The 19,211-nt window shown below is 64.9% G+C and carries 21 protein-coding genes; 9 read left to right on the top strand and 12 right to left on the bottom strand.

Features of this window, described 5'->3' with window-relative positions; genetic code table 11:
• From GGR30_RS20925 to GGR30_RS20895, 7 genes are all read left to right on the top strand, one after another.
• A complete protein-coding gene (locus tag GGR30_RS20925; protein WP_138746943.1) occupies positions 1-666 on the top strand; it encodes an NADH:ubiquinone reductase (Na(+)-transporting) subunit D in 666 nt (221 codons plus the stop codon).
• Positions 663-1,274, top strand: a complete 612-nt coding sequence (gene nqrE / locus GGR30_RS20920) for an NADH:ubiquinone reductase (Na(+)-transporting) subunit E (protein ID WP_183490799.1) — start codon at positions 663-665, stop codon at positions 1,272-1,274. Before GGR30_RS20925 ends, nqrE begins: the two co-directional genes overlap by 4 nt.
• On the top strand, positions 1,271-2,497 hold the full coding sequence (gene nqrF / locus GGR30_RS20915; RefSeq protein ID WP_183490797.1) for an NADH:ubiquinone reductase (Na(+)-transporting) subunit F: 1,227 nt from the start codon (positions 1,271-1,273) through the stop codon (positions 2,495-2,497). The genes nqrE and nqrF overlap by 4 nt, the downstream gene beginning before the upstream one ends.
• Before the next feature lie 4 nt (positions 2,498-2,501).
• Positions 2,502-3,518, top strand: coding sequence for an FAD:protein FMN transferase (locus GGR30_RS20910; RefSeq protein WP_183490795.1), 1,017 nt, complete (start codon positions 2,502-2,504; stop codon positions 3,516-3,518).
• Between the two features lie 22 nt (positions 3,519-3,540).
• Positions 3,541-3,708, top strand: a complete 168-nt coding sequence (gene nqrM / locus GGR30_RS20905; protein ID WP_183490793.1) for a (Na+)-NQR maturation NqrM — start codon at positions 3,541-3,543, stop codon at positions 3,706-3,708.
• The gene (locus GGR30_RS20900) at positions 3,705-4,097 is read left to right on the top strand and encodes a CBS domain-containing protein (RefSeq protein ID WP_183490791.1); all 393 of its coding nucleotides are present in this window, start codon (positions 3,705-3,707) and stop codon (positions 4,095-4,097) included. The genes nqrM and GGR30_RS20900 overlap by 4 nt, the downstream gene beginning before the upstream one ends.
• A gap of 269 nt (positions 4,098-4,366) precedes the next feature.
• Complete coding sequence (locus GGR30_RS20895) at positions 4,367-4,885, top strand: ActR/PrrA/RegA family redox response regulator transcription factor (RefSeq protein WP_246072157.1); 519 nt, start codon at positions 4,367-4,369, stop codon at positions 4,883-4,885.
• Between the two features lie 6 nt (positions 4,886-4,891).
• Here GGR30_RS20895 and GGR30_RS20890 read toward each other — a convergent pair whose 3' ends face one another.
• From GGR30_RS20890 to GGR30_RS20875, 4 genes are read right to left on the bottom strand one after another with little or no spacing between them, the layout of a single operon-like run.
• A complete protein-coding gene (locus GGR30_RS20890; protein WP_183490787.1) occupies positions 4,892-5,953 on the bottom strand; it encodes a 4-oxalomesaconate tautomerase in 1,062 nt (353 codons plus the stop codon).
• Positions 5,946-6,653 carry a 4-carboxy-4-hydroxy-2-oxoadipate aldolase/oxaloacetate decarboxylase gene (locus GGR30_RS20885; RefSeq protein WP_183490784.1) on the bottom strand — a complete coding sequence of 236 codons (708 nt, stop codon included), beginning with the start codon at positions 6,651-6,653 and terminating at the stop codon, positions 5,946-5,948. Before GGR30_RS20885 ends, GGR30_RS20890 begins: the two co-directional genes overlap by 8 nt.
• Before the next feature lie 3 nt (positions 6,654-6,656).
• A complete protein-coding gene (locus GGR30_RS20880) occupies positions 6,657-7,628 on the bottom strand; it encodes a VOC family protein (RefSeq protein WP_183490782.1) in 972 nt (323 codons plus the stop codon).
• Between the two features lie 41 nt (positions 7,629-7,669).
• Positions 7,670-8,407 carry a PIG-L deacetylase family protein gene (locus GGR30_RS20875; RefSeq protein WP_183490780.1) on the bottom strand — a complete coding sequence of 246 codons (738 nt, stop codon included), beginning with the start codon at positions 8,405-8,407 and terminating at the stop codon, positions 7,670-7,672.
• Positions 8,408-8,658: 251 nt separating this feature from the next.
• On the opposite strand from GGR30_RS20875, the gene GGR30_RS20870 reads away from it, so the two are divergent.
• Positions 8,659-9,552 carry an NAD(P)-dependent oxidoreductase gene (locus tag GGR30_RS20870; RefSeq protein ID WP_183490778.1) on the top strand — a complete coding sequence of 298 codons (894 nt, stop codon included), beginning with the start codon at positions 8,659-8,661 and terminating at the stop codon, positions 9,550-9,552.
• Positions 9,553-9,636: 84 nt separating this feature from the next.
• A complete protein-coding gene (locus GGR30_RS20865; protein WP_183490776.1) occupies positions 9,637-10,839 on the top strand; it encodes a LysR family transcriptional regulator in 1,203 nt (400 codons plus the stop codon).
• Between the two features lie 3 nt (positions 10,840-10,842).
• On the opposite strand, the gene GGR30_RS20860 is transcribed toward GGR30_RS20865, so the two are convergent.
• From GGR30_RS20860 to GGR30_RS20825, 8 genes are all read right to left on the bottom strand, one after another.
• On the bottom strand, positions 10,843-11,166 hold the full coding sequence (locus GGR30_RS20860) for a 2Fe-2S iron-sulfur cluster-binding protein (RefSeq protein WP_183490774.1): 324 nt from the start codon (positions 11,164-11,166) through the stop codon (positions 10,843-10,845).
• 24 nt (positions 11,167-11,190) lie between these two features.
• The gene (locus tag GGR30_RS20855; protein ID WP_183490772.1) at positions 11,191-12,396 is read right to left on the bottom strand and encodes an NAD(P)/FAD-dependent oxidoreductase; all 1,206 of its coding nucleotides are present in this window, start codon (positions 12,394-12,396) and stop codon (positions 11,191-11,193) included.
• Positions 12,393-12,857: a GFA family protein gene (locus GGR30_RS20850; protein WP_183490770.1), complete on the bottom strand. Its 465-nt coding sequence runs from the start codon at positions 12,855-12,857 to the stop codon at positions 12,393-12,395. The genes GGR30_RS20855 and GGR30_RS20850 overlap by 4 nt, the downstream gene beginning before the upstream one ends.
• Positions 12,858-12,873: 16 nt before the next feature.
• Positions 12,874-13,287, bottom strand: coding sequence for a Rieske (2Fe-2S) protein (locus GGR30_RS20845; RefSeq protein ID WP_183490769.1), 414 nt, complete (start codon positions 13,285-13,287; stop codon positions 12,874-12,876).
• A gap of 9 nt (positions 13,288-13,296) precedes the next feature.
• Complete coding sequence (locus GGR30_RS20840) at positions 13,297-14,397, bottom strand: amidohydrolase family protein (RefSeq protein ID WP_183490767.1); 1,101 nt, start codon at positions 14,395-14,397, stop codon at positions 13,297-13,299.
• Between the two features lies 1 nt (position 14,398).
• Positions 14,399-15,481 carry an amidohydrolase family protein gene (locus GGR30_RS20835; RefSeq protein WP_183490765.1) on the bottom strand — a complete coding sequence of 361 codons (1,083 nt, stop codon included), beginning with the start codon at positions 15,479-15,481 and terminating at the stop codon, positions 14,399-14,401.
• 15 nt (positions 15,482-15,496) lie between these two features.
• The gene (locus GGR30_RS20830; protein WP_183490763.1) at positions 15,497-17,476 is read right to left on the bottom strand and encodes a tripartite tricarboxylate transporter permease; all 1,980 of its coding nucleotides are present in this window, start codon (positions 17,474-17,476) and stop codon (positions 15,497-15,499) included.
• 305 nt (positions 17,477-17,781) lie between these two features.
• On the bottom strand, positions 17,782-18,876 hold the full coding sequence (locus GGR30_RS20825; RefSeq protein WP_183490761.1) for a type 2 periplasmic-binding domain-containing protein: 1,095 nt from the start codon (positions 18,874-18,876) through the stop codon (positions 17,782-17,784).
• Positions 18,877-19,211: the final 335 nt, after the last annotated feature.

Here is a 19,211-nt window from a genome sequence, read left to right as displayed (position 1 = left end):
ATGGCCCGGTCAACCAATCTCTGGTCGACGCTGACGGAGCCGCTGGTCCTGCAAAACCCGGTGACGCTGCAGATCCTCGGCATCTGCTCGGCGCTCGCCGTCACCACCTCGGTTGCGACCGCGCTCACCATGTCAGCCTCGCTGACGACGGTTCTGGTGCTCTCGGCCCTGCTCGTCAGCCTCATCCGCCGGCATATTCCCGATTCCATCCGGCTGATCGTGCAGATCGTCATCGTCGCGTCGCTGGTGGTCGTCATCGACCAGTTCCTGCAGGCCTATTTCTTTGACATCAGCCGCAAGCTCTCGGTCTTCGTCAGTCTGATCACCACCAACTGCCTGGTGCTCGGACGCACGGAGAGCTTTTCCCGTTCCAACCCGCCGCTTCCCTCCATGGTCGACGCGCTCGGCAACGGGCTCGGCTATTCGCTGGTGCTGATCGTCATCGGTTCCGCGCGCGAGCTCTTCGGCGCGGGTAAGCTCATGGGCTATCAGGTCTTTCCCGTGGTCGCCGATGGCGGCTGGTTCACGCCGCTCAATCTGATGCTGCTCGCCCCGAGCGCCTTCTTCATGCTCGGCGGTCTCGTCTGGGCGATCCGCACCGTTCTGCCGCAGCAGGCCGAACCCTCCGAATTCAACCCGCCGAAGACAGAGGAGGCCGGAAAATGACCGACCTCTGGAACCTGTTCCTCAGTGCCGCCTTCGTCGAGAATGCGCCGCTGACGCTGTTTCTCGGGCTCTGCACCTTTCTGGCGCTGTCGCGCCGCACGCCGTCGGCCATCGGCCTCGGCATCGCGGTGACCGCCGTCATGGGCGTCACAGTGCCGCTCAACCAGGTCATCTATCACGCGCTGCTGGCGCCGGGCGCCTGGGCCTGGGCCGGCATGCCGGATATCGACCTTTCCTATCTGAAGCTGATCTCCTTCATCGGCGTCATCGCCGCCACCGTTCAGCTCGTGGAAATGGTGCTCGACCGCTTCTTTCCGGCAATCTATGCCTCCTTCGGCGTGTTCCTGCCGCTTCTGACCGTGCATTGCGCCATCCTCGCCGGCAGCCTGTTCATGGTCGACCGCGACTATTCCATCGGTGAATCGGCGGTCTTCGGTCTGGGCCAGGGCTTTGGCTTCGGCGTTGCCGTGGTGCTTCTCGGCGCGATCCGCGCGCGGCTTGCCTATGCCGACCTGCCGCAGGGCCTGCGCGGGCTTGGCATTACCTTCACCCTTGCCGGGATGATGTCCCTCGGCTTTTCCGCATTCGCGCAAATGGTGACGCCATGAACGAGATTGCAGTCGGAGCCCTTGTCGTCATCGGCCTTGTCCTCGTGCTGACGCTCGCGCTCCTGATCACCCGCGCGCGCCTGATCCCCGCCGAGGCGCTGACGGTGACGGTCAACGAAACCATGACAATCGAGGCCAATCGCGGCGACCGCCTGCTCGGCGTTCTGCACGGGGCGGGCATCGGTATTCCCGCTGCCTGCGGCGGATCCGGCACCTGCGGGCTCTGCCGCGTGCATGTGGACGGCGAAGGCGCCGGCGAGCCGCAGGCGACCGAGCGCGGCGTGCTGTCTGCCGCCGAGCGCCGCGCCCATATGCGCCTTGCCTGCCAGACAGCACTGCGCGGCCCCTGTTCGGTAACCGTGCCGCAGGACTTCGTCGGCGCGACCGGCTTTACCTGCCGCGTCGTCTCCAACGAGATGAAGGCGCCGCTGATCCGCGAACTGGTGTTGCAGCTTCCCGAAGGCCAGCCGTTTGATTTCATCGCCGGCGGCTTCATGCAGCTGACAGCGCCCGCCTACAGGCTCGACTTCCGCGACATCGACATCGACCCGCCATTCCGCGACGCCTGGGCGATGTCCGGCTGGTCGGAGATGACGTCCTATGCGGAAAAATCCGTAACCCGCGCCTATTCGATCGCCTGCAGGCCGGAGGACGCGAAGGCCGAGCGCGCCGTCTTCAACATTCGGCTTGCCGCCCCGCCGCCCGGGCGCGAGCAGGAAATTCCGCCGGGCATCGTCTCCTCCTTCCTGTTCGCGCTGAAACCGGGCGACGAGATCGAAGCGTCCGGCCCCTTCGGCGAATTCGAGGTGCAGCCGACCGACCGCGAGATGGTGTTCATCGGCGGCGGCGTCGGCATGGCACCGCTGAGGGCCATGATCCATGACCAGATCGGCAAGAACACACCCCGGCGGATGCGCTTCTTCTATGGCGCGCGCTCGGTCGCCGACCTCTTCTATGTCGAGGAGTTCGAAAAGATCGCCGCCGAGCACGACAATTTCTCGTGGACACCGGCGCTTTCCGATCCCGCGCCCGGCGACCGCTGGACGGGGGCGAGCGGCTTCATCCACGATATCGTGCGGGCCGAGCTTTCCCGCCATCCGGCACCGGAGGATTGCGAATACTATATGTGCGGACCGCCGGTGATGATTTCGGCGGTCACCAATACGCTGCACCGGCTCGGCGTCGAGCCGAAGTCCATCTTCTACGACGATTTCGGAGTCTGACCTCATGAAAGCACGTCATACCTATCTGACCCGCCGCCGCGTTCTGGCGCTTTCCGGAGCAGGCCTTCTGGCCGCGACCGCTGCCCGGGCCGAAGCGCCCGCGATCCTGAGATCCGCGCCCGCGACCCGGCAGATCACCGGCAAGGCCTTTGCCACCACATGGCGGGTCGCCGTGCCGGATAACGGACAGCCGGAAGCGCTTCGCGGCGATATCGACACGCTTCTTTCCGGCATCGACCGGATGATGTCGCCCTGGCGGGACGACAGCGAGATCACCGCCTTCAACCGCGCCGGCCCCGGCGGCAAACGGGTATCGGCCGAGACCGCCTTCGTCGCGCAATCGGCGCTCGATGTGGCGCGCGCGAGCGACGGCTGGTTCGATCCGAGCGTCGGGCCTCTGGTCGCTCGATACGGCTTCGGCCCGATCGAAGGCGATGCAGCCGAGGATGGCGCGCCGCCGCTCTGGCATGCGCTCGGCGTCGACGGAGACCGCCTGGAAAAGACGAAATCCGGCGTGACCATGGATCTTTGCGGCATAGCCAAGGGCCGCGCGCTCGACTTGATGGCAGACCGCCTGATGGGTGCCGGCTATTCCGACTTCCTCATCGATCTCGGCGGCGAACTGGTCGCGCGCGGCAATCATCCGGCGGGACGCCCGTGGCAGGTGGCGGTGGAAGATCCACGGCCGGACGCCAACGGCGGCGCCGGCGTGCTGCGGCTTGCCGACGGCGCGGTCGCCACCTCCGGGCTTCGCGCCCAGAGCTATGCGCTCTCCGGCCATACCTACAGCCACATCATCGATCCGCGCCATGCCGTGCCGGTCGAGGGCGCGATTGCCTCGGTCTCGGTGCTGGCGCAAGACGCGATGACGGCCGATGGTTGGGCGACGGCGCTGACGGCCGCCGGCGAGGATGGCCCGGCGCTGGCCCGCCGCCAGTCGATCGCCGCCCTCTTCCTCTTCCATGAGGGACAAGACCTCAGGCGTGAAACAACGGGCGGTTTCGACCGTTATCTGCTATAATCGCCTCGAAGGGAGCACGGACATGGAAATCCTGCTGGCAATCGCGATCGTCGTTCTCGGCATGGCCGGCCTTGGCGTCAGCCTCTTCGTCGGGCGCGGCCCGCTGAAGGGCTCATGCGGCGGCATGGCCTGCATGAAGGAGGCCGCCTGCGAGGGCTGCCCGAACCGCCTGTCGAGCGAGGCCGAATGACCGACACGATCGCCGAGATCACCAAGACCGACGCGCTGACCGTCACGCCGGAAATGCCGATCCGCCGCGCCGTTGCGCTGCTTGTCGAAAGCAGAGCGGCGGCGGCGCCGGTTATCGATGAAGGCGGAGCGCTTTGCGGCATCCTCACCCAGAAAGACTGTTTCAACCCCGCCCTGCAGGCGAGCTATTACCAGGAATGGAAGGGAACGGTCGGCGACTATATGAGCCGCAATGTCGTCAGCCTGCCGGCAAGCGCCGATCTGGTCGCCGCGGCGGAGGCCTTCATTTCCCATCCGCACCGCGTCTTCCCCGTGACCGACGGCAACCGGCTTGTCGGTCTCCTGCGCCGTTCCGACGTGCTCTCGGCCCTTGTCCGGCTGAGCGGATAGACCGTCCGCAAGAGCCCTCGAGGCCATCGGCCGGCCAGCCGGCCGGATCGCTCCTGCCAAACCGGCCTGCGCCGCGCCAAGACGCGTCGCATACGACCGTTTTTGAGGCGGTGCAGGGTTTACCCCCGGGCCGAGGAGGTCCATAACCATTTGACAGGATTGACGCGCGGTCATTTGCCGCACACGAGAATTCAGGCATGACAGACATGGACGACACGCAAGAAACCGATTTCGGCCGGGATGCACTGACGGGTGAACCGGACGGCGAAATGAGCCTTCTGATCGTTGATGACGACACGCCCTTCCTGCGCCGCATCGCCCGGGCCATGGAAACGCGCGGCTTTGCCATCGAGACCGCCGAGACCGTTGCCGAAGGCATTGAAAAGGCAAAGGCGCGGCCGCCGAAATATGCCGTCGTTGACCTCAGGCTCGAAGACGGCACCGGCCTCGACGTGATCGCCGCCATTCGCGAGGCGCGCGAGGACACGCGCATCGTGGTGCTGACCGGCTACGGCAATATCGCCACCGCCGTGACGGCCGTGAAACTCGGCGCGCTCGACTATCTGGCCAAGCCCGCCGACGCCGACGATATCGTTCATGCCCTGACCCAGGCGCCGGGCGAAAAGGTCGATCCGCCGGAAAACCCGATGTCGGCCGACCGCGTGCGCTGGGAACATATCCAGCGCGTCTACGAGATGTGCGACCGCAATGTGTCGGAAACCGCGCGCCGTCTCAACATGCACCGCCGCACCCTGCAGCGCATCCTCGCCAAGCGCGCGCCGCGCTGAGACGGCTCACCCCTCGCGCGGGAACACGCGACCGTCGAACAGCTTGCGGGCCGTGCGGCGATTGCCCGCGCCGAGGATTTCGCCGTCCGCGCCGATGTCGAGAAACACGTCCAGCGCCCCGGTCGGATGCTCGACCAGATAATTGCCGTCGCCCGGATCGACGGCGAGATCCTTCGCCACCGACCCCTCGATCCGCGTTGCCGTTGCCACCGAGATGGCGGCAAACACGCCGATGGCGGCGTGGACCCTGTGCGGAATGAAGGAGCGCGTGGCAATCGAACCGCCGTTTTCCGGCGCCGAGACCAGCGTCATCTTCGGCACCGAGGCCTCCGTCACGTCGCCAAGCGCCATCATCGGCCCGGCCTTCAGCCGGATCGCCTCAAGCCGTTTCTTCAGTTCCGTGTCCTTTTCCAGCGCCTCCGGCTCTTCCTTGCCGGTGAGGCCGAAATCCTCCGCCCGCAGGATGACGCAGGGCATGCCATTATCGATCAGCGTCGCCTTCACGCCCTCGATCTCGTCCACCGCATTGCCGGTGGGCAAGAGCGCGCCGCACATGGAGCCGGCGATGTTCTTGAACAGAAGCGGGATCGCCGCATGACGGCCGGGCACCCCGGCAATCTCGGCATCGCCAGCATAATTGACCCTGCCGCCGGGCGTCTCGATCCGCGCGACCGCGATCTCGCCGGTGTTGACCATATGGATCCTGACCTCGGTCCGCGCGCCCGTCGCCGGCACAAGCCCGCGCTCGATCGCCGCAGGGCCGACGCCGGCAAGAATATTGCCGCAGCCCTGCTTGTCGCTCACCAGCGGCTTGTCAACGAAGACCTGCAGGAACAGATAATCGACATCGGCATCCGCGCGCGAGGGCGGCGACAGGATCGCCACCTTCGAGGTCAGCGGATCGGCCCCGCCGATGCCGTCGATCTGGCGCGGATCGGGCGAGCCCATGATCCGCAGCAGCAGATCGTCGCGCGCGGCCTTCTCGTCCGGCAGGTCGGAAGCCAGGAAATAGGCGCCCTTGGATGACCCGCCGCGCATCCAAAGACAGGCAATGCCGTCCTCAGACATATTTCAGGCCCTTTTCCGCAAGGCGCGGGCGCATGTCGTAGATGTCGAGGCCGAGCTCGCCGGCGGCAAGCCGCTTGCGCTTCATCTCCTCGTTGTCGAGGCGTTTTTCGGCGGCCGCCAGCACCTTTTCGGCATCCGCCCGTTTCACGACGCAGACGCCGTCATCGTCGGCGACGATGATATCGCCCGCCTCGATCAACTGCCCGCCGCAGATGACCGGCACATTGACCGAGCCGAGCGTTTCCTTGACCGTGCCCTGGACGCTGACCGCCTTGGACCAGACGGGAAAATCCATCGCCTCGAGATCCTTCGTATCGCGCACGCCCGCATCGATGATCAGGCCGCGGCAGCCGCGCACCTTTGCCGAGGTTGCCAGCAGATCGCCGAAATAGCCGTTGTCGCAGGGGCTGGTCGGGGCGAGCACCAGAATGTCGCCCGGCTGAAGCTGTTCGATCGCCACATGGATCATCCAGTTGTCGCCGGGGGCCGCGGAGATGGTGACGGCGGAACCGGCGATCTGCGCGCCGCGATAGATCGGGCGAAGATCGGCGGCAAGGCAGCCGATGCGCCCTTGCGCCTCGTGCACGGTCGCAACGCCCGCCTTGCCGAGCGCGTCGATGACGGCGCCGTCGGCGCGCGGCACATTCTGGATGACATAGCCGGGCGTGCCGGGCGCCAGTTTGAGATTGTCCGTGCTCATCCTTCACTCCTTGCCGGCGACCGGCGGCGTGCCGTGGGTGTGGAAGCTCTCGATCGTCTTCAATCCCCAGGCCTGGCCCTTCTTGCGGTCGGCCTCGGTCCAGCAGACCGGCTGCCAGTCCGGCGCCAGAACAAGACGGGAACCGGCATTGGCGAGCTCGACGCGATTGCCCGCCGGCTCCCACACATAGAGGAAGAAGGTGCCCTGGATGGCGTGCTTGTGCGGCCCGGTCTCGATGTGGACGCCGTTCTGCAGGAAGATGTCGGCGGCGCGCAGAATGTCCTCGCGCTGGTCGGTGGCATAGGTCACGTGATGCAGTCGTCCCTTGCCGCCGCCATGCTCCTCGGTGCAGGCGAGGTCATAGCTCTTGTTGTTGATGGTGAACCAGCAACCGCCGAGCCGGCCATTGTCGAGAAGGATATATTCCGTCACCCGCGCGCCGAGGCAGGTGATCATGAAGCGGCGGAATTCGGTGACGTCTTCCGACAGCAGGTTGATATGGTCGAGGCGGCGCGGCGGCATGCCGGTAAAGGCGGATGCCGTGTTCTTCAGCGCCGCCTTCTCCGCGTCCTCCTGCGGCTCGTACCAGTTGGTGTCGTAATAGATCTCGAACACATGGCCGAAGGGATCCTCGAAACGGAAGGCCCGGCCGTGGCTCAGGTCGCCGTCGTTCCAGCCGATCACCTTGAAATCGGAGGCCTCGATCGCCGCGACGCGCCGTTCCAGCGCTTCCGGCGAGGCGGCGCGATAGCCGATATGGGCGATGCCCGTGGTGTCGGATTTCGTCAGCTTCAGCGTTGCATATTCATAATCGTCCCAGGCCCTGAGATAGGCCGAACTCTCGTCCTGTCCGGACAGTTTCAGCCCGTAGATCCGGGTGAAGAAATCGAGGCTCTCCTCGAACTTGTTGGTCAGCACTTCCACATGGCCGAGATGGGCGATGTCGAAGCTCGGATTTGTCGGTTCCGTCGTCATTCCTGTTCCTCCCCTTTCTTCTTCAGGCGTTTCCCGCCGCCTCAGAGTTCGTCGACCGTGCGCGGAAAGATCGACTGGAACCCTTCCGCATATTTGCAGTCGCGCCCCGAGGCCTGCCCGCCGGAATTGCGCTTGAAATGATTGGCGCGGTTGATGGCGACGCGGGTGTAATACTCCCAGAGGTGCTCCTGCCCGGCCATGCATTCGATCGCCGCGCGCTTCTTCTCCCACACCGGCGTGATGTCGAGAAACGTGTCCGGCTTCCAGCCCATCTGCTCGGTCTGGTGCGGCTCGAACAGATAGAGCTGCGGCGCGCCCAGCACCTTCTCACCGGGATTATGCCCCCAGGCCTGGGCGATCATCCGGCATTCGAGCGCCACCTGCGTGGCGTACATATGGTCGGTGTTGTAGGGGTCATATTGCGAGTGCGACAGCATAAAGGCGGGCTGCACCTTGCGGATGACCTCGACCACCCTGTTCTTGTCCTCGCGGGAAAGCTCCAGCGGATAGTCGCCAAGATCGAGACAGACGAGATCGTGGACGCCAAGGGCTTCCGCCGCCTGTTCGGCCTCCTTGCGGCGTTCGCTCTTCACCTTGTCGAGCGTCATGCCCTCCTGCTTCCAGAGTTTCGCGCTCTCGCCGCGCTCGCCGAAAGAAAGGCACAGCACCGTGACGTCATAGCCCTTGGCAGCGTGAAGCGCGATCGCCCCGCCGCAGCGCCAGACGAAATCGGCGGCATGGGCGCTGATCACGAGCGCGGTCTTGTTGGTTTCCGGCATGGTTTCCTCCGTTACTCCGTTGATCCGCATCTCACGCCGGAGAGCCCGCAATGACAATTTCGGATTGCGGCGTACGCATAAGAATTTGCTATAGAGCCACGCCGAAAACATTCGAATGGCTTGAGCATGACGTCGTTCTATAGCTAATACTTATAGCCGCGCCGGGCTTTTGAATGGCCTTTGCCCCGCCGCGTGGTTCTAGATGTCGGTTCCGGTTTGCCGAGAGGGCGGACACCAACGGAGGAAGAGCCATGACAGCCATCGGATTTATCGGTTTCGGCGAGGCCGCGCGCGCAATCGCGGACGGCTGGGCGGCGGCGGGCATCGCCGCGACCCTTGCCGCCTTCGATATCAAGACGCTGCGGGCCGACACGGCAGAAGCAATCACCGAGGCCTGCGACGAGCGCGGCGTCTTCTGCGCCCCGTCTTCCGCCGCTCTGCTGCAGCGAAGCGATCTCGTCTTCAGCCTGGTCACCGCCGACAACGCATTTTCCGCTGCAGAGGCGGCCGCGCCGCATATCAGGCCCGGCACGCTCTATCTCGACGGCAATTCCTGTTCGCCGGAGACCAAGCGCCGTAACGCGGCGTTGATCGATGCCGCCGGCGCGCGTTACGTCGATGTCGCGATCATGAGCCCGATCCACCCGAAACGCCACGAAACGCCGTGCCTCGTCTCGGGTCCGCACGCGAGAAAAGGCGCGGAGGCGATGGCAGGCCTTGGCATGAACGGACGGGTGACCGGCCCTGAGATCGGCGATGCCTCTTCGGTGAAGATGATCCGCTCGGTGATGATCAAGGGCACGGAAGCGCTGATGGCGGAGTGTTTTCTCGCCGCCGAAAAGGCGGGCGTCAGCGCTGCGGTTCTCGCCTCGCTTTCCGCCTCCGATCCGCAGATCGACTGGCCGAAAAAGGCCGCCTACTGCCTCGAGCGGATGATGGTGCACGGCACACGGCGCGCCGCGGAAATGCGCGAGGTCGCGGCAACCGTGAGCGATCTCGGACTTGAACCGCGCATGAGCGCAGCAACCGCGGCATGGCAGGCGGAAATCGGGGGCTATGAGCTGAAGACGGCAAGAGACGATGACCTCGCGGAGCGCGTTCGACTGATCCTTTCGGCAAAGAGCAATTCCCGCGCCGAAGACTGAGGCCCTCGCACCAACCCGTGCCTTTGCCATCGCTTCCGCCGTTCCGCATGCTATAAATCCGCCGAACACGTCGCGGAGGCGCCCTTGCCCTACAATCTTCGCCATCTCAGGGTCTTCCTGGCCGTCGCCGAGACGCATTCGGTCACGCGGGCGGCAGAATTGTGCTTCGTCTCGCAACCGGCCGTGACCCAGGCGCTGGGCAAGATCGCAAGCCTTGCCGGGGCGACGCTCTTTTCGCGCACGCCCCAGGGGCTCTTCGTCACCGAGGCCGGCGAGACGCTTGCACGCCGAGTCAGGCGCGCTTTCGCCTATCTCGATCCCGCGCTCGCCGATGTCGCGCCGCGCCTGGAGGTGACGGTCACGCGCGCGCAACTGCTTGCTCTGATCGCCGTTGCCGAAACCCAGAACTTCACGCTTGCCGCCAAGCGGCTCGGCCTTGCCCAGCCGACGGTTCACCGCGCCGTCAGCCAGCTTGAAAGCGAGGCGGAGCGTCCTTTGTTCGAGCGCACCTCCTTCGGCATCGTCGCCACCCGCGCGGCATCCGCGCTCGCGCAGGCCGCGCGGCTCGCCTTTGCCGAATTCGCTCAGGCGGACGCCGATCTGGCGGAGGCGATGAAGCGGGAGACCGGCCGGATCGTCGTCGGCGCCATGCCACTGTCGCGCGCCTGCGTGCTGCCGGATGCGATCGTCGCCTTTCGCGCGCTCGGTCGCGCGATCCCGGTCGATGTGCTGGAAGGCGATTACGACGACCTGCTTGCCGGGCTCAGGCGCGGCGAGACGGACTTCCTGATCGGCGCGCTGCGCGATCCGGCGCCGATCGGCGATATTGTCCAGGAGGAACTGTTTACCGACAGCGTGGTTCTGGTCGCCGGGCCCGGGCATCCGCTTCTGCGCGAGAGGAAGGATGGCACGCTGTTGCAGCCGACATTCGAGGCTCTTGCCCGCTATCCCTTCGTCGTCGCCCCTGAAGGCACGCCGATCCGCAGCCATTTCGACCGCATTTTCGAGGCCGCCGGGCTTGCCGTTCCATCACGGCTGGTGGAAACACGCTCGGTGATCCTGATGCGCGAACTTCTGGAAAAGAGCGATCATCTCGGCTGCGTCTCGAAACGGCAGGCGGAGGCGGAAATCGGCCACGGGCTGATGGTCGCCCTGCCGTTCGAACTTCCGGCAAGCGCGCGCCCGATCGGGCTGACCTTGCGCGCCGGCTTCCTGCCGACCGCCGCCCAGGCGCTGTTCCTGAAGCTTCTGCGCGACAAGGCGGCTTCGCTTCCTGGTTCTGAGTGAGGTTCACGCCTGTTCGGCGGGAACCTGAACCGTCAGCCCGTCAAGCTCTTCGGTGACGGTCAACTGACAGGAAAGCCGCGAGCGGCCGGGCTCCATGCCCGGCGCGAAATCGAGCATGTCCTCTTCCATCGGCTCGATCGGCGGCAGACGGTCGAACCAGTCCTCGGCCACATAGACGTGGCAGGTGGAGCAGGAACAGCAACCGCCGCATTCGGCGACAACGCCGTTGACCCCATTGTCGCGCGCGCCCTCCATGACGCTCTGGCCCGCGGCGACGTCAAGCTCGTGGCGCTTCCCGGCATGCTCGATATAGATAATCTTCACCAATTCCAGGTTTCTCCTTGTTGGGGCTCAGGCCGCTGTCAGCGTCTTCAGGTCGGCTGCGGCCAGATCGTCAGGGTCCGGGCTGATCCCCGCGCCAAGCAACCGCCTTCCGGTCATGTAGGCGCGCGGATCGTTCATCGCGTCGATGGCGATGAAGCGCCTGCCGGTGAAATACCAGTGCGAGACCGAACCTTCGCGGTCTCCCTTGCGCACCACGACTCGGTCATAGCCTGTATTGAGACCGGCAATCTGCAGCTTGACCTCATACTGATCCGACCAGAACCAGGGCTCGGGCCGGTAGGGCATTTCTGCGCCCAGCAGGTTCCTGGCCACGCATTCGGCATGTTCGATGGCGTTCTGCACGCTCTCCAGCCGAAGCCTGCCGCCCGCGTTTGGAAAGCTGGCGCAATCCCCCGCTGCCCAGATCGCCGGATCCGCCGTGCGCCCGAAGGCGTCCGTGGCAATGCCGTTGTCAACCACCAGCCCCGCCTCTTCGGCAAGCGCCGTCGCGGGCTGAACGCCGATGCCGACAATCACCAGATCGACGTAAACCGTCGCGCCATCGGCAAGTTCCGCGGCCTCCACTGTCTTGCCGCCAAGAAGCCGGCGAAGCCGCGTTCCCTCTCGCAGGTCGACGCCGTTTTCGCGGTGAAGGGCGCGGAAATAATCCGCCGTTTCCTTCGCCGCGACGCGGCCGAGAATGCGCGGCGCGCTTTCGATCAGGGTCACCTTGAGACCGGAGCGCGCGGCAACGGCCGCCGCCTCCAGGCCGATATAGCCGCCGCCGACCACCAGAAGCCGCGCCCCGGGGACGAAGAGCGGCGCCATGGCATCGACATCGTCGATCCCGCGCAGGGTGAAGACGTTGCCAAGGTCGCCGCCGATTGCTGTCGGTAGCCGCCGGGGGGTTGCACCGGTCGTCAGTACCAGCCTGTCATAGGCAAGTGCCTCATCACCGAACGTGACCGTCCCTGCTTCTCGGTCGATCGCCTCGACACGCGCGCCGAGCCTCAGATCGATATCGTGCTCGGCGTAGAACTCCCTTGAGCGCAAATAGAGACGCTCCCGCGCCAGGTCCCCCAGCAGGAATTTCTTCGAAAGCGGCGGACGCTGATAGGGTGGCCAGGCCTCTTCGCCAAGAAGCTTCAGCGGGCCGTGATAGCCCTCGGCGCGCAGCTTCGCCACCAGCGCCAGACCGGCCTGGCCCGCGCCCGCAACCACGATACCGCTCATCGGCCGGCCTCCTCATGCCCGGCAAGCCACCGCGCCCAGTCGACTTTCAGACGCTCCATGTCCGGGCTCCCGGAATATTGCGCCACGCCGGGTAACGGCGAGAGCCATGGCTGGCGGGACGCGGTGAAGATTTCCGCCGCCGGAAAAAGCCAGGACGGATCGTCGAGCGTGCCGGGCTTGACCACCAGAACCGGACTGTCCTTGCGCTGATGGGTCAGCCGCACGCCGCACGTCCCGCAAAAAACCTGCCGGATCGGCACGCCGGAACCGCCGACCGTCCAGCGCTCCTGCGGCGTGCCGTCGAGCGTCAGGTCCTCGCAGGAAAACATCAGGCTTTCGCCGAACGCGCTGCCGGACTGGCGCTGGCAGCTCGCGCAATGGCAGAGGTAGAAGGTGAGCGGCGCCCCGCTCACCCGGTATCTGAGCGCCCCGCACTGGCACCCGCCCATAAGCGGAAGCACAGGAAGGCGCCCGTTTTCAGATGGTGAGGACGACATAATCATCCTCTGTGCGGACCTCGAATATTTCGGCGCGATAAGGCCCTTCCGCCAGGCTCTGGCCATGCGCCACCTTGACGTCGAAGATCTTCACCCGCATCCGGCTCGGGTCGCAGTAGGAGCGGCCGTTCTCAAGATCGAACTCCCAGCCGTGCCAGGGGCAGCGGACCATGATCTTCTCGTCCTCGGTGCGGTAGGCGCCTGGGCCATCGGCATTCACGAGCGCGGCGACCCTGCCGTGACAGAGTTCCGCCCCCTCATGCGGGCACGTGTTGGTGATCGCCGCGAAGCGATCACCGAGGTTGAAGATGGCAATGACGCGGCCGGCGACCTCGACCCTTTTCGCTTTTCCCTCGGGAATTTCATCGACCTTGCAGATGATGTGATCGGTCATGGCCTCTCCTCAACCCAGTCCGTAAACGGCAAAGGCGTTGTCACGCATGATGCCGCGCTTTGCCTCTTCGCTCAGCCCGACGCGGAAGGCCCGGTCCGGATGGTCGAAGTCCCAGTGCGGATAGTCGGTGGAGAACATCAGCCGGTCCGCCCCGATCCACTGAAGGAGGTTGTTCATGTGCCGGACGTTCGGCGGTTCCTCGATCGGCTGCGTGGTGATCCAGATATTGCGGCGGATATAGTCGGATGGGCGGCGCTTCACATGCGGCACTTCCCCGCGCATGCGCTCCCATTCCCGGTCCATGCGCCACATCAGCGACGGCAGCCAGGCGAAGCCGCCCTCGACCAGCACCACTTTGAGCTTCGGGAACCGCTCGAACACGCCCTCGAAGATCATCGAGATCAGGATGGTCTGGATCGAATGCGAAAAGGCATAGTGCTCCTCGACATAGAAGGAGGCCCAGCCCGCGCCGGTATTGGCGTGCCAGCCCGTTGCCGCCGGATGGACGGCGATCGGCAGGTCATGCGCCTCGGCGATCTCGTAGATCGGCCAGTAGCGCTTGCGGCCGGCCGGTTCGAGACTGCGCGGCACGAATTGCAGCTGGGCGAAGCGCTTGTCCTTCAACCGCTCCTCGATTTCGCGCACCGAGGCTTCGGCGTCTTCCTGGGCAATGGAGATGCCGCCCTTCAGGCGCGGTTCGGGCGCCAGCCATTTGTCGACCTGCCAGTCGTTGATCGCCGCGCAGACGGCCGCGCTTAATTCGAGGTTCTGCAGTGACGGTCCGGGGTTCAGCGCCTGCAGCATGCCAAACTCTATATTGAGCTCGTCCAGAAGCTGCTTCTGCAGGAAGGCGAGGCTGGAGGCCGGCGGACCGCCCTCCGGCGGATAGGCATCCTGGCGCATGCCGCCATGGTTCAGCCGCGGATATTGCAGCATGCCGACGAGCGAACCGCCCGACCGCATGCCGAAATCGCGCACGTGCTCGCGCCAGCGCAGCGGCATGAAGCGGGAGAGTTCGTTCCTTTCGGTCATCGCGGGGTGAATGTCGCAATCGACAATCCCCAGTTTCGTCTTGGCCGTGTCGGGCCTGTCCAGTTCGGCAACAGTCATGTCAGACCTCCAGTCTCGGATAGGTGGCAAGGACATTCTCGCGGCAGATGGCATTGGCAAGATCGGCGGAAAGCCCCTTCGGCCATCCGGCGGCGGTCGGTCCGTGATCATGCGGAAAATCGGATGAATAAAGCAGCAGCTCCGGCCCGCCGATGCATTCGACAACGGCTTCGACCTCTTCCGGCTCGACCGGAAGATCGAAGGGCTGCAGGGTGAAGCGCAACTGCCGCTCCATGATCTTGTCCGGGCCCTCCTTCAGCCACGGCACCTCGACGCGGCAGCCGCGCCAGTCCTTCGCCATGCGCCAGGAAACGCCGAAGAGCCAGGAAATCCCGCTTTCCGCCATCACCACCTTCATGTCGGGAAACTCGGTCAGCACGCCCTCGCTCAGAAGGCTTGCCGCCTGGCTGGCAAAGCCCTGCGACCAGTTGACCTGTTCCTCGACCAGATAGGACATGAAGCCGGATTGCGTCGGCGCGTGGCGGTAATTGCTGCCCGGGTGGATCGAGAGGGCAAAGCCGGCATCGGATGCCGCCTTGTAGATCGGCCAGAACTGGCGCTGGCCGAGCGTCGCCTCGCCCATGCAGATCGCCAGGATCTGGACGAAGCGGCGGTCGTCGGCATAGCGCCTGATCTCCGCCACCGCCTCTTCCGGGTGACGGAAGGGCACCAGCAGCGCGGCGCGCAGGCGCGGATCGCGATCCAGCCACTCCGCCGCCAGCCAGCGATTGGTCGCCTGGCACATCATCGCCTGCATATAGGGGTCGAACAACGCCTGGACGCCGTTGACGACGTTGAGGATCGCCGCCGAAAGGCCCATAGGGTCGAGATGGGCTTCCGCCAGCCGCGCGGGGCTTGCGACCCCGCCATCCGCCCCTTCCGCCCGGAAGGGCTTGGTCGAGAACGGATAGGACATCAGTTCCATATGCCCGATATTGCGATAGGGCATCATGTCCTTCCAGTAACTGTCGACGAACGGGATCAGGTCGGCCATTTCGGGACTGCGTGGATGCACGTCGCAATCGATGGCGCCGATTCCCGCCGCCGGTTCCGGCCTTGTTTCGGCATCAAGCTCTGTCAGCATGTTTCAGTCTCCTCATCACATGAAGAACGGTAATTCGAACGGGGCATGAAGAAGGCGGTCGTAAAGGAAATAGAGCACCGCCCCGAGGCCCGCCGTGTAGAGGGCAACGACCCACCACCGGAACCGGCCCCAAAGCGCCGTATAGATCGCGGCGAAACCGAGGATCGCAGCATAGGTGCCGAGCCACGGCGTCAGCGCCGCCATCAGCGCGATCGCCAGAAAGGTAATGATTTGCCGCTGGTTCGCGGCAATGAACTGCTGCACGGTTCCACCCGCGAGCGCATCACCTGCCCGCCGCGCGGCGGCGATCGCCTGAAGCCGGTTGCGGTCCTGAAACAGGACAAAGCCCATGATGACGATCCCCGCCAGGCCAAAGGCCATCGGCGAGACCTTGGCGAGGAGCTTCCAGTCGCGCGCCATCCAGACCGCCGCGCCGAAGAGGGCGATGAGCGCCACCGCCAGTGTTGACGACAGGATCAGGCTTGCCTTGCTCTCCACGGTATCCTCGATCGCGTGGGCAGCAAGCCCCTGACGGGTCGAGCGCAGCGCGAAAAAGAAGACGAGAGCAAGCACGATGACGAGGCCGATCACCGTGGGGCGCGTGATCACTTCCATCACCGTGTAGCTCTGCCATGTGATCGACATGGCGTTTTCGAGGACAGGCCCGAGCACGAAGCCGAGAATGAAGGGCGGGCGCGGCCAGCCGGCAGCCTTCATGATGTAGCCGAGCAGACCGACCCCTAAAAGCGTGATCCAGGTGAACATGCCCGGCTGCCAGACCCAGGAGCCCATGAAGATGAACAGGATCACCGCCGGCACGATGAAATTGCCGTCGACAAACGCGGCGCGCGCCACCTGGCGGCCCCACATCATCAACGCCGCGGCACCGATGATATTGGCGATGATGATCGTCCACACCATCGAGAAGGTGATGTCGAGATTGTCGCTCAGCATGTTACGGCCGGGCGAGAAGCCGTGGATGGTCAACGCGCCCAGAAGCACCGCCATGGCGCCGCTGCCGGGAATGCCGAAGGCGAGCGTCGGGATCAGCGACCCGCCAAGCACGGCGTTATTGGCCGCCTCCGGCGCGATCACGCCGCGCACATCGCCCTTGCCGAATTGCGGATCGGTCTTGCAGCTCTGCGTGGCGTGCCCATAGGCAAGCCAGTCGACCACGGATGAGCCGATGGCCGGCAACATGCCGACATAGACGCCCATCAGCGAACAGCGGATCACCAGCCAGCGATTGCGGATCGCCGCGCGCACACCGCTCAGGATACTGTCGTCGGCCGTATGCTCGTCGCTGAGATGGGCGATCGCGGTGCGCCGGGCGGCAAGATCCATCATTTCCGGCAGGCCAAAGAGCCCGAGGATGACCGGCACCAGCGGCAGACCGTCAAGCAGCGAGCGTTCGCCGAAGAAATAGCGCGGCATGGAGCTTGCGACGGGATAGCCGATCTGGGAGAGCATCAGCCCGAGAACAGCCGCCCCAAGCCCCTTTGAGACCGCATTGCCGCTGACCGCGCCGACCATGAGAAGGCCGAGCAGCGACAGAAGGAAGAATTCCGGCGAGCCGAAAGCGAGAATGATCGCCAGCGCAAAGGGCAGCGAGGCCGCCATCGCCAGGCCGCCGAGCACCCCGCCAAAGGCCGAACTGACAAAGGCCGCGCCGAACGCCGTCTGCGCCAGGCCGCGCTTGGCCATGGCATTGCCGTCGATCACGGTCGCCTGGCTGGCGATCGTGCCGGGAATGCCGAGCATGACCGATGTGATCGTATCGGAGGTGGAGACCACCGCGAACATGCCGAGCAGCATGGCAAGGCCCGAGGCCGGATCCATGCCGAAGGTGAGCGGCAGAAGCACCACCATGCCGGTAACCCCGCCGAGGCCCGGGACGATGCCGAGCCAGAGGCCGACGGCAATGCCTGCCAGCAGATAAAGAAAACCGGGAAAGGACAGAACCAGCGACAGCCCTGTCATGAATGAATCGAACATGAAGTTCCAGCTCCAGGTCAGCTTGGCTGATCATCGCTCGCCATTTGAGCGAAAGATGACGAAATAGACCTCTTCAGATTGCGCTCCGCCGCGAATGGCGAGCGCCACCTCCGAAAAAAGGGCACGAAAACAAATCGGTAGAACCGATGGAGACCGCGGGCCTGACCTCGAGCGCATTGCGCTGCCGGCGATGCGATCGGCGACGGCAAGGGGCGATCGCATCAATGCGCGATCGACCGCCCGGTGCTCCTTTCCAGGCTCCGGCTCTCGGGGCGGCGATACATGCGCCGCCCTTGGTCTGCCTGCTACTGCTCGATCCGCTCGACCAGCTGGCGCATCGTGTCCTTGATGTCCTCGGAGGTGTTCTGGACATCGTTGATGATCTTGGTCATCTCCTGCCAGTGGACGATATTCGGCGGCGAGCCATAGACCTTGGTGGCCGCTTCCAGATAGTCCGGCGAGGCTGTCGCTTCATCGAAGCTCGTGCGCAGCATGTCGAGGTGGTCCTGCGGCGTGCCGGGGGGCGCGACGATGATCCAGTTGACCGGCGCGGACGACTGGGCGTGATACATGATCAGATCCCAAAGCGGTCCTTCCGGCGCCTTTCCGGTCGCCTTTTCGATATATTCGCCAACCGTCGGCACGCCTTCGAGCGCCGGATCGAGCTTCATCGAACCGTCCGCCTCGATCGGACCCGTCTGCCAGATCGCCATGGTCTCGCCGCTGGCGATCGGACCATCGCCGAGTTCGGAGATGTATTGGGACGTGGTGGCCGGATAGGCATCGATCTCGCCGCGTTGCATCGCCGCATAAAGCGGGCCGTCGCCAAGCATGCCCGAGACGAACGTCCAGTCGACGCCGAGAAGATCGAGCGCCGCGGCCGTCTGCATGCCCTGGGTCATGCGCGGCGAATAGACGCCGACCGTGACGCCGTCGAGATTGGCGAGATCGTCGCGGTCTTCAATCCCGCCGCCAACATCGGTTCTGACGTGGAACAGGAAGTTGGAGCCGCCAATGCCGCCAATCACGCCGAAATCTTGGAACGGGATTTGCAGGACTTCGGGATCGAGGATGCGCGTCGTGCCCTGCCAGGCGAGATAGCCGAGCGTCTTGCCGTCCGGCCGGGCGTCCATGACATAGTCGATGCCCTTGGTCAGCGCGCCGCCGGAGACCGACTGCACCACCATGGTCGGATGATCCGCCATGGTCTTGGACCAGGCGTCGGCCAGCACCTGGGCGCTGATCGCCGTTGCGCCGCCGGGCGCGACATTGTGCACCAGCGTCACCGTTTCGCCTTCCAGGTCGATCGGATCGGCCTTGGCGGCGACGCCTCCCGCCAGCATGATCGCGGCAACGGACACCGCCGCCATGCCGGATCTGATAATCGCATTGAGTTTCATCTGTTCTCCTCCCTCTAGGATCAGTGACACGGATGCCCGGACCTCCTCCGTCCTCGACGTCCGCCATGAGCGCGCGGCCCTGCAGCCCCTCTATCCGGGTGGTTGACCTTCTGGCTGACGGCTCAGTCTCTTAAGATAGCCGCAGCAACCGGGCACACCGCCTCCCGCACATCCGTCGCGAATAGAGACCGGACGCTGAAACGGGACAGCATTGTCTAAAACCGCTAAATTTCCGGCACAGGCCGGGCGGGCATGCGCAGCCGGCCTACCCCACCGGCTGGAATTGCTCCTCGTATCGCGTCGCCCGCTCTGTCGAAAACGGCGTTCAGGCCTGA

Source organism: Martelella radicis, from assembly GCF_014196625.1.
GTDB lineage: Bacteria > Pseudomonadota > Alphaproteobacteria > Rhizobiales > Rhizobiaceae > Martelella > Martelella radicis.
The sequence above is the reverse complement of the archived record's forward strand: the minus strand, read 5'-3'. Positions and strand labels throughout refer to the sequence as shown.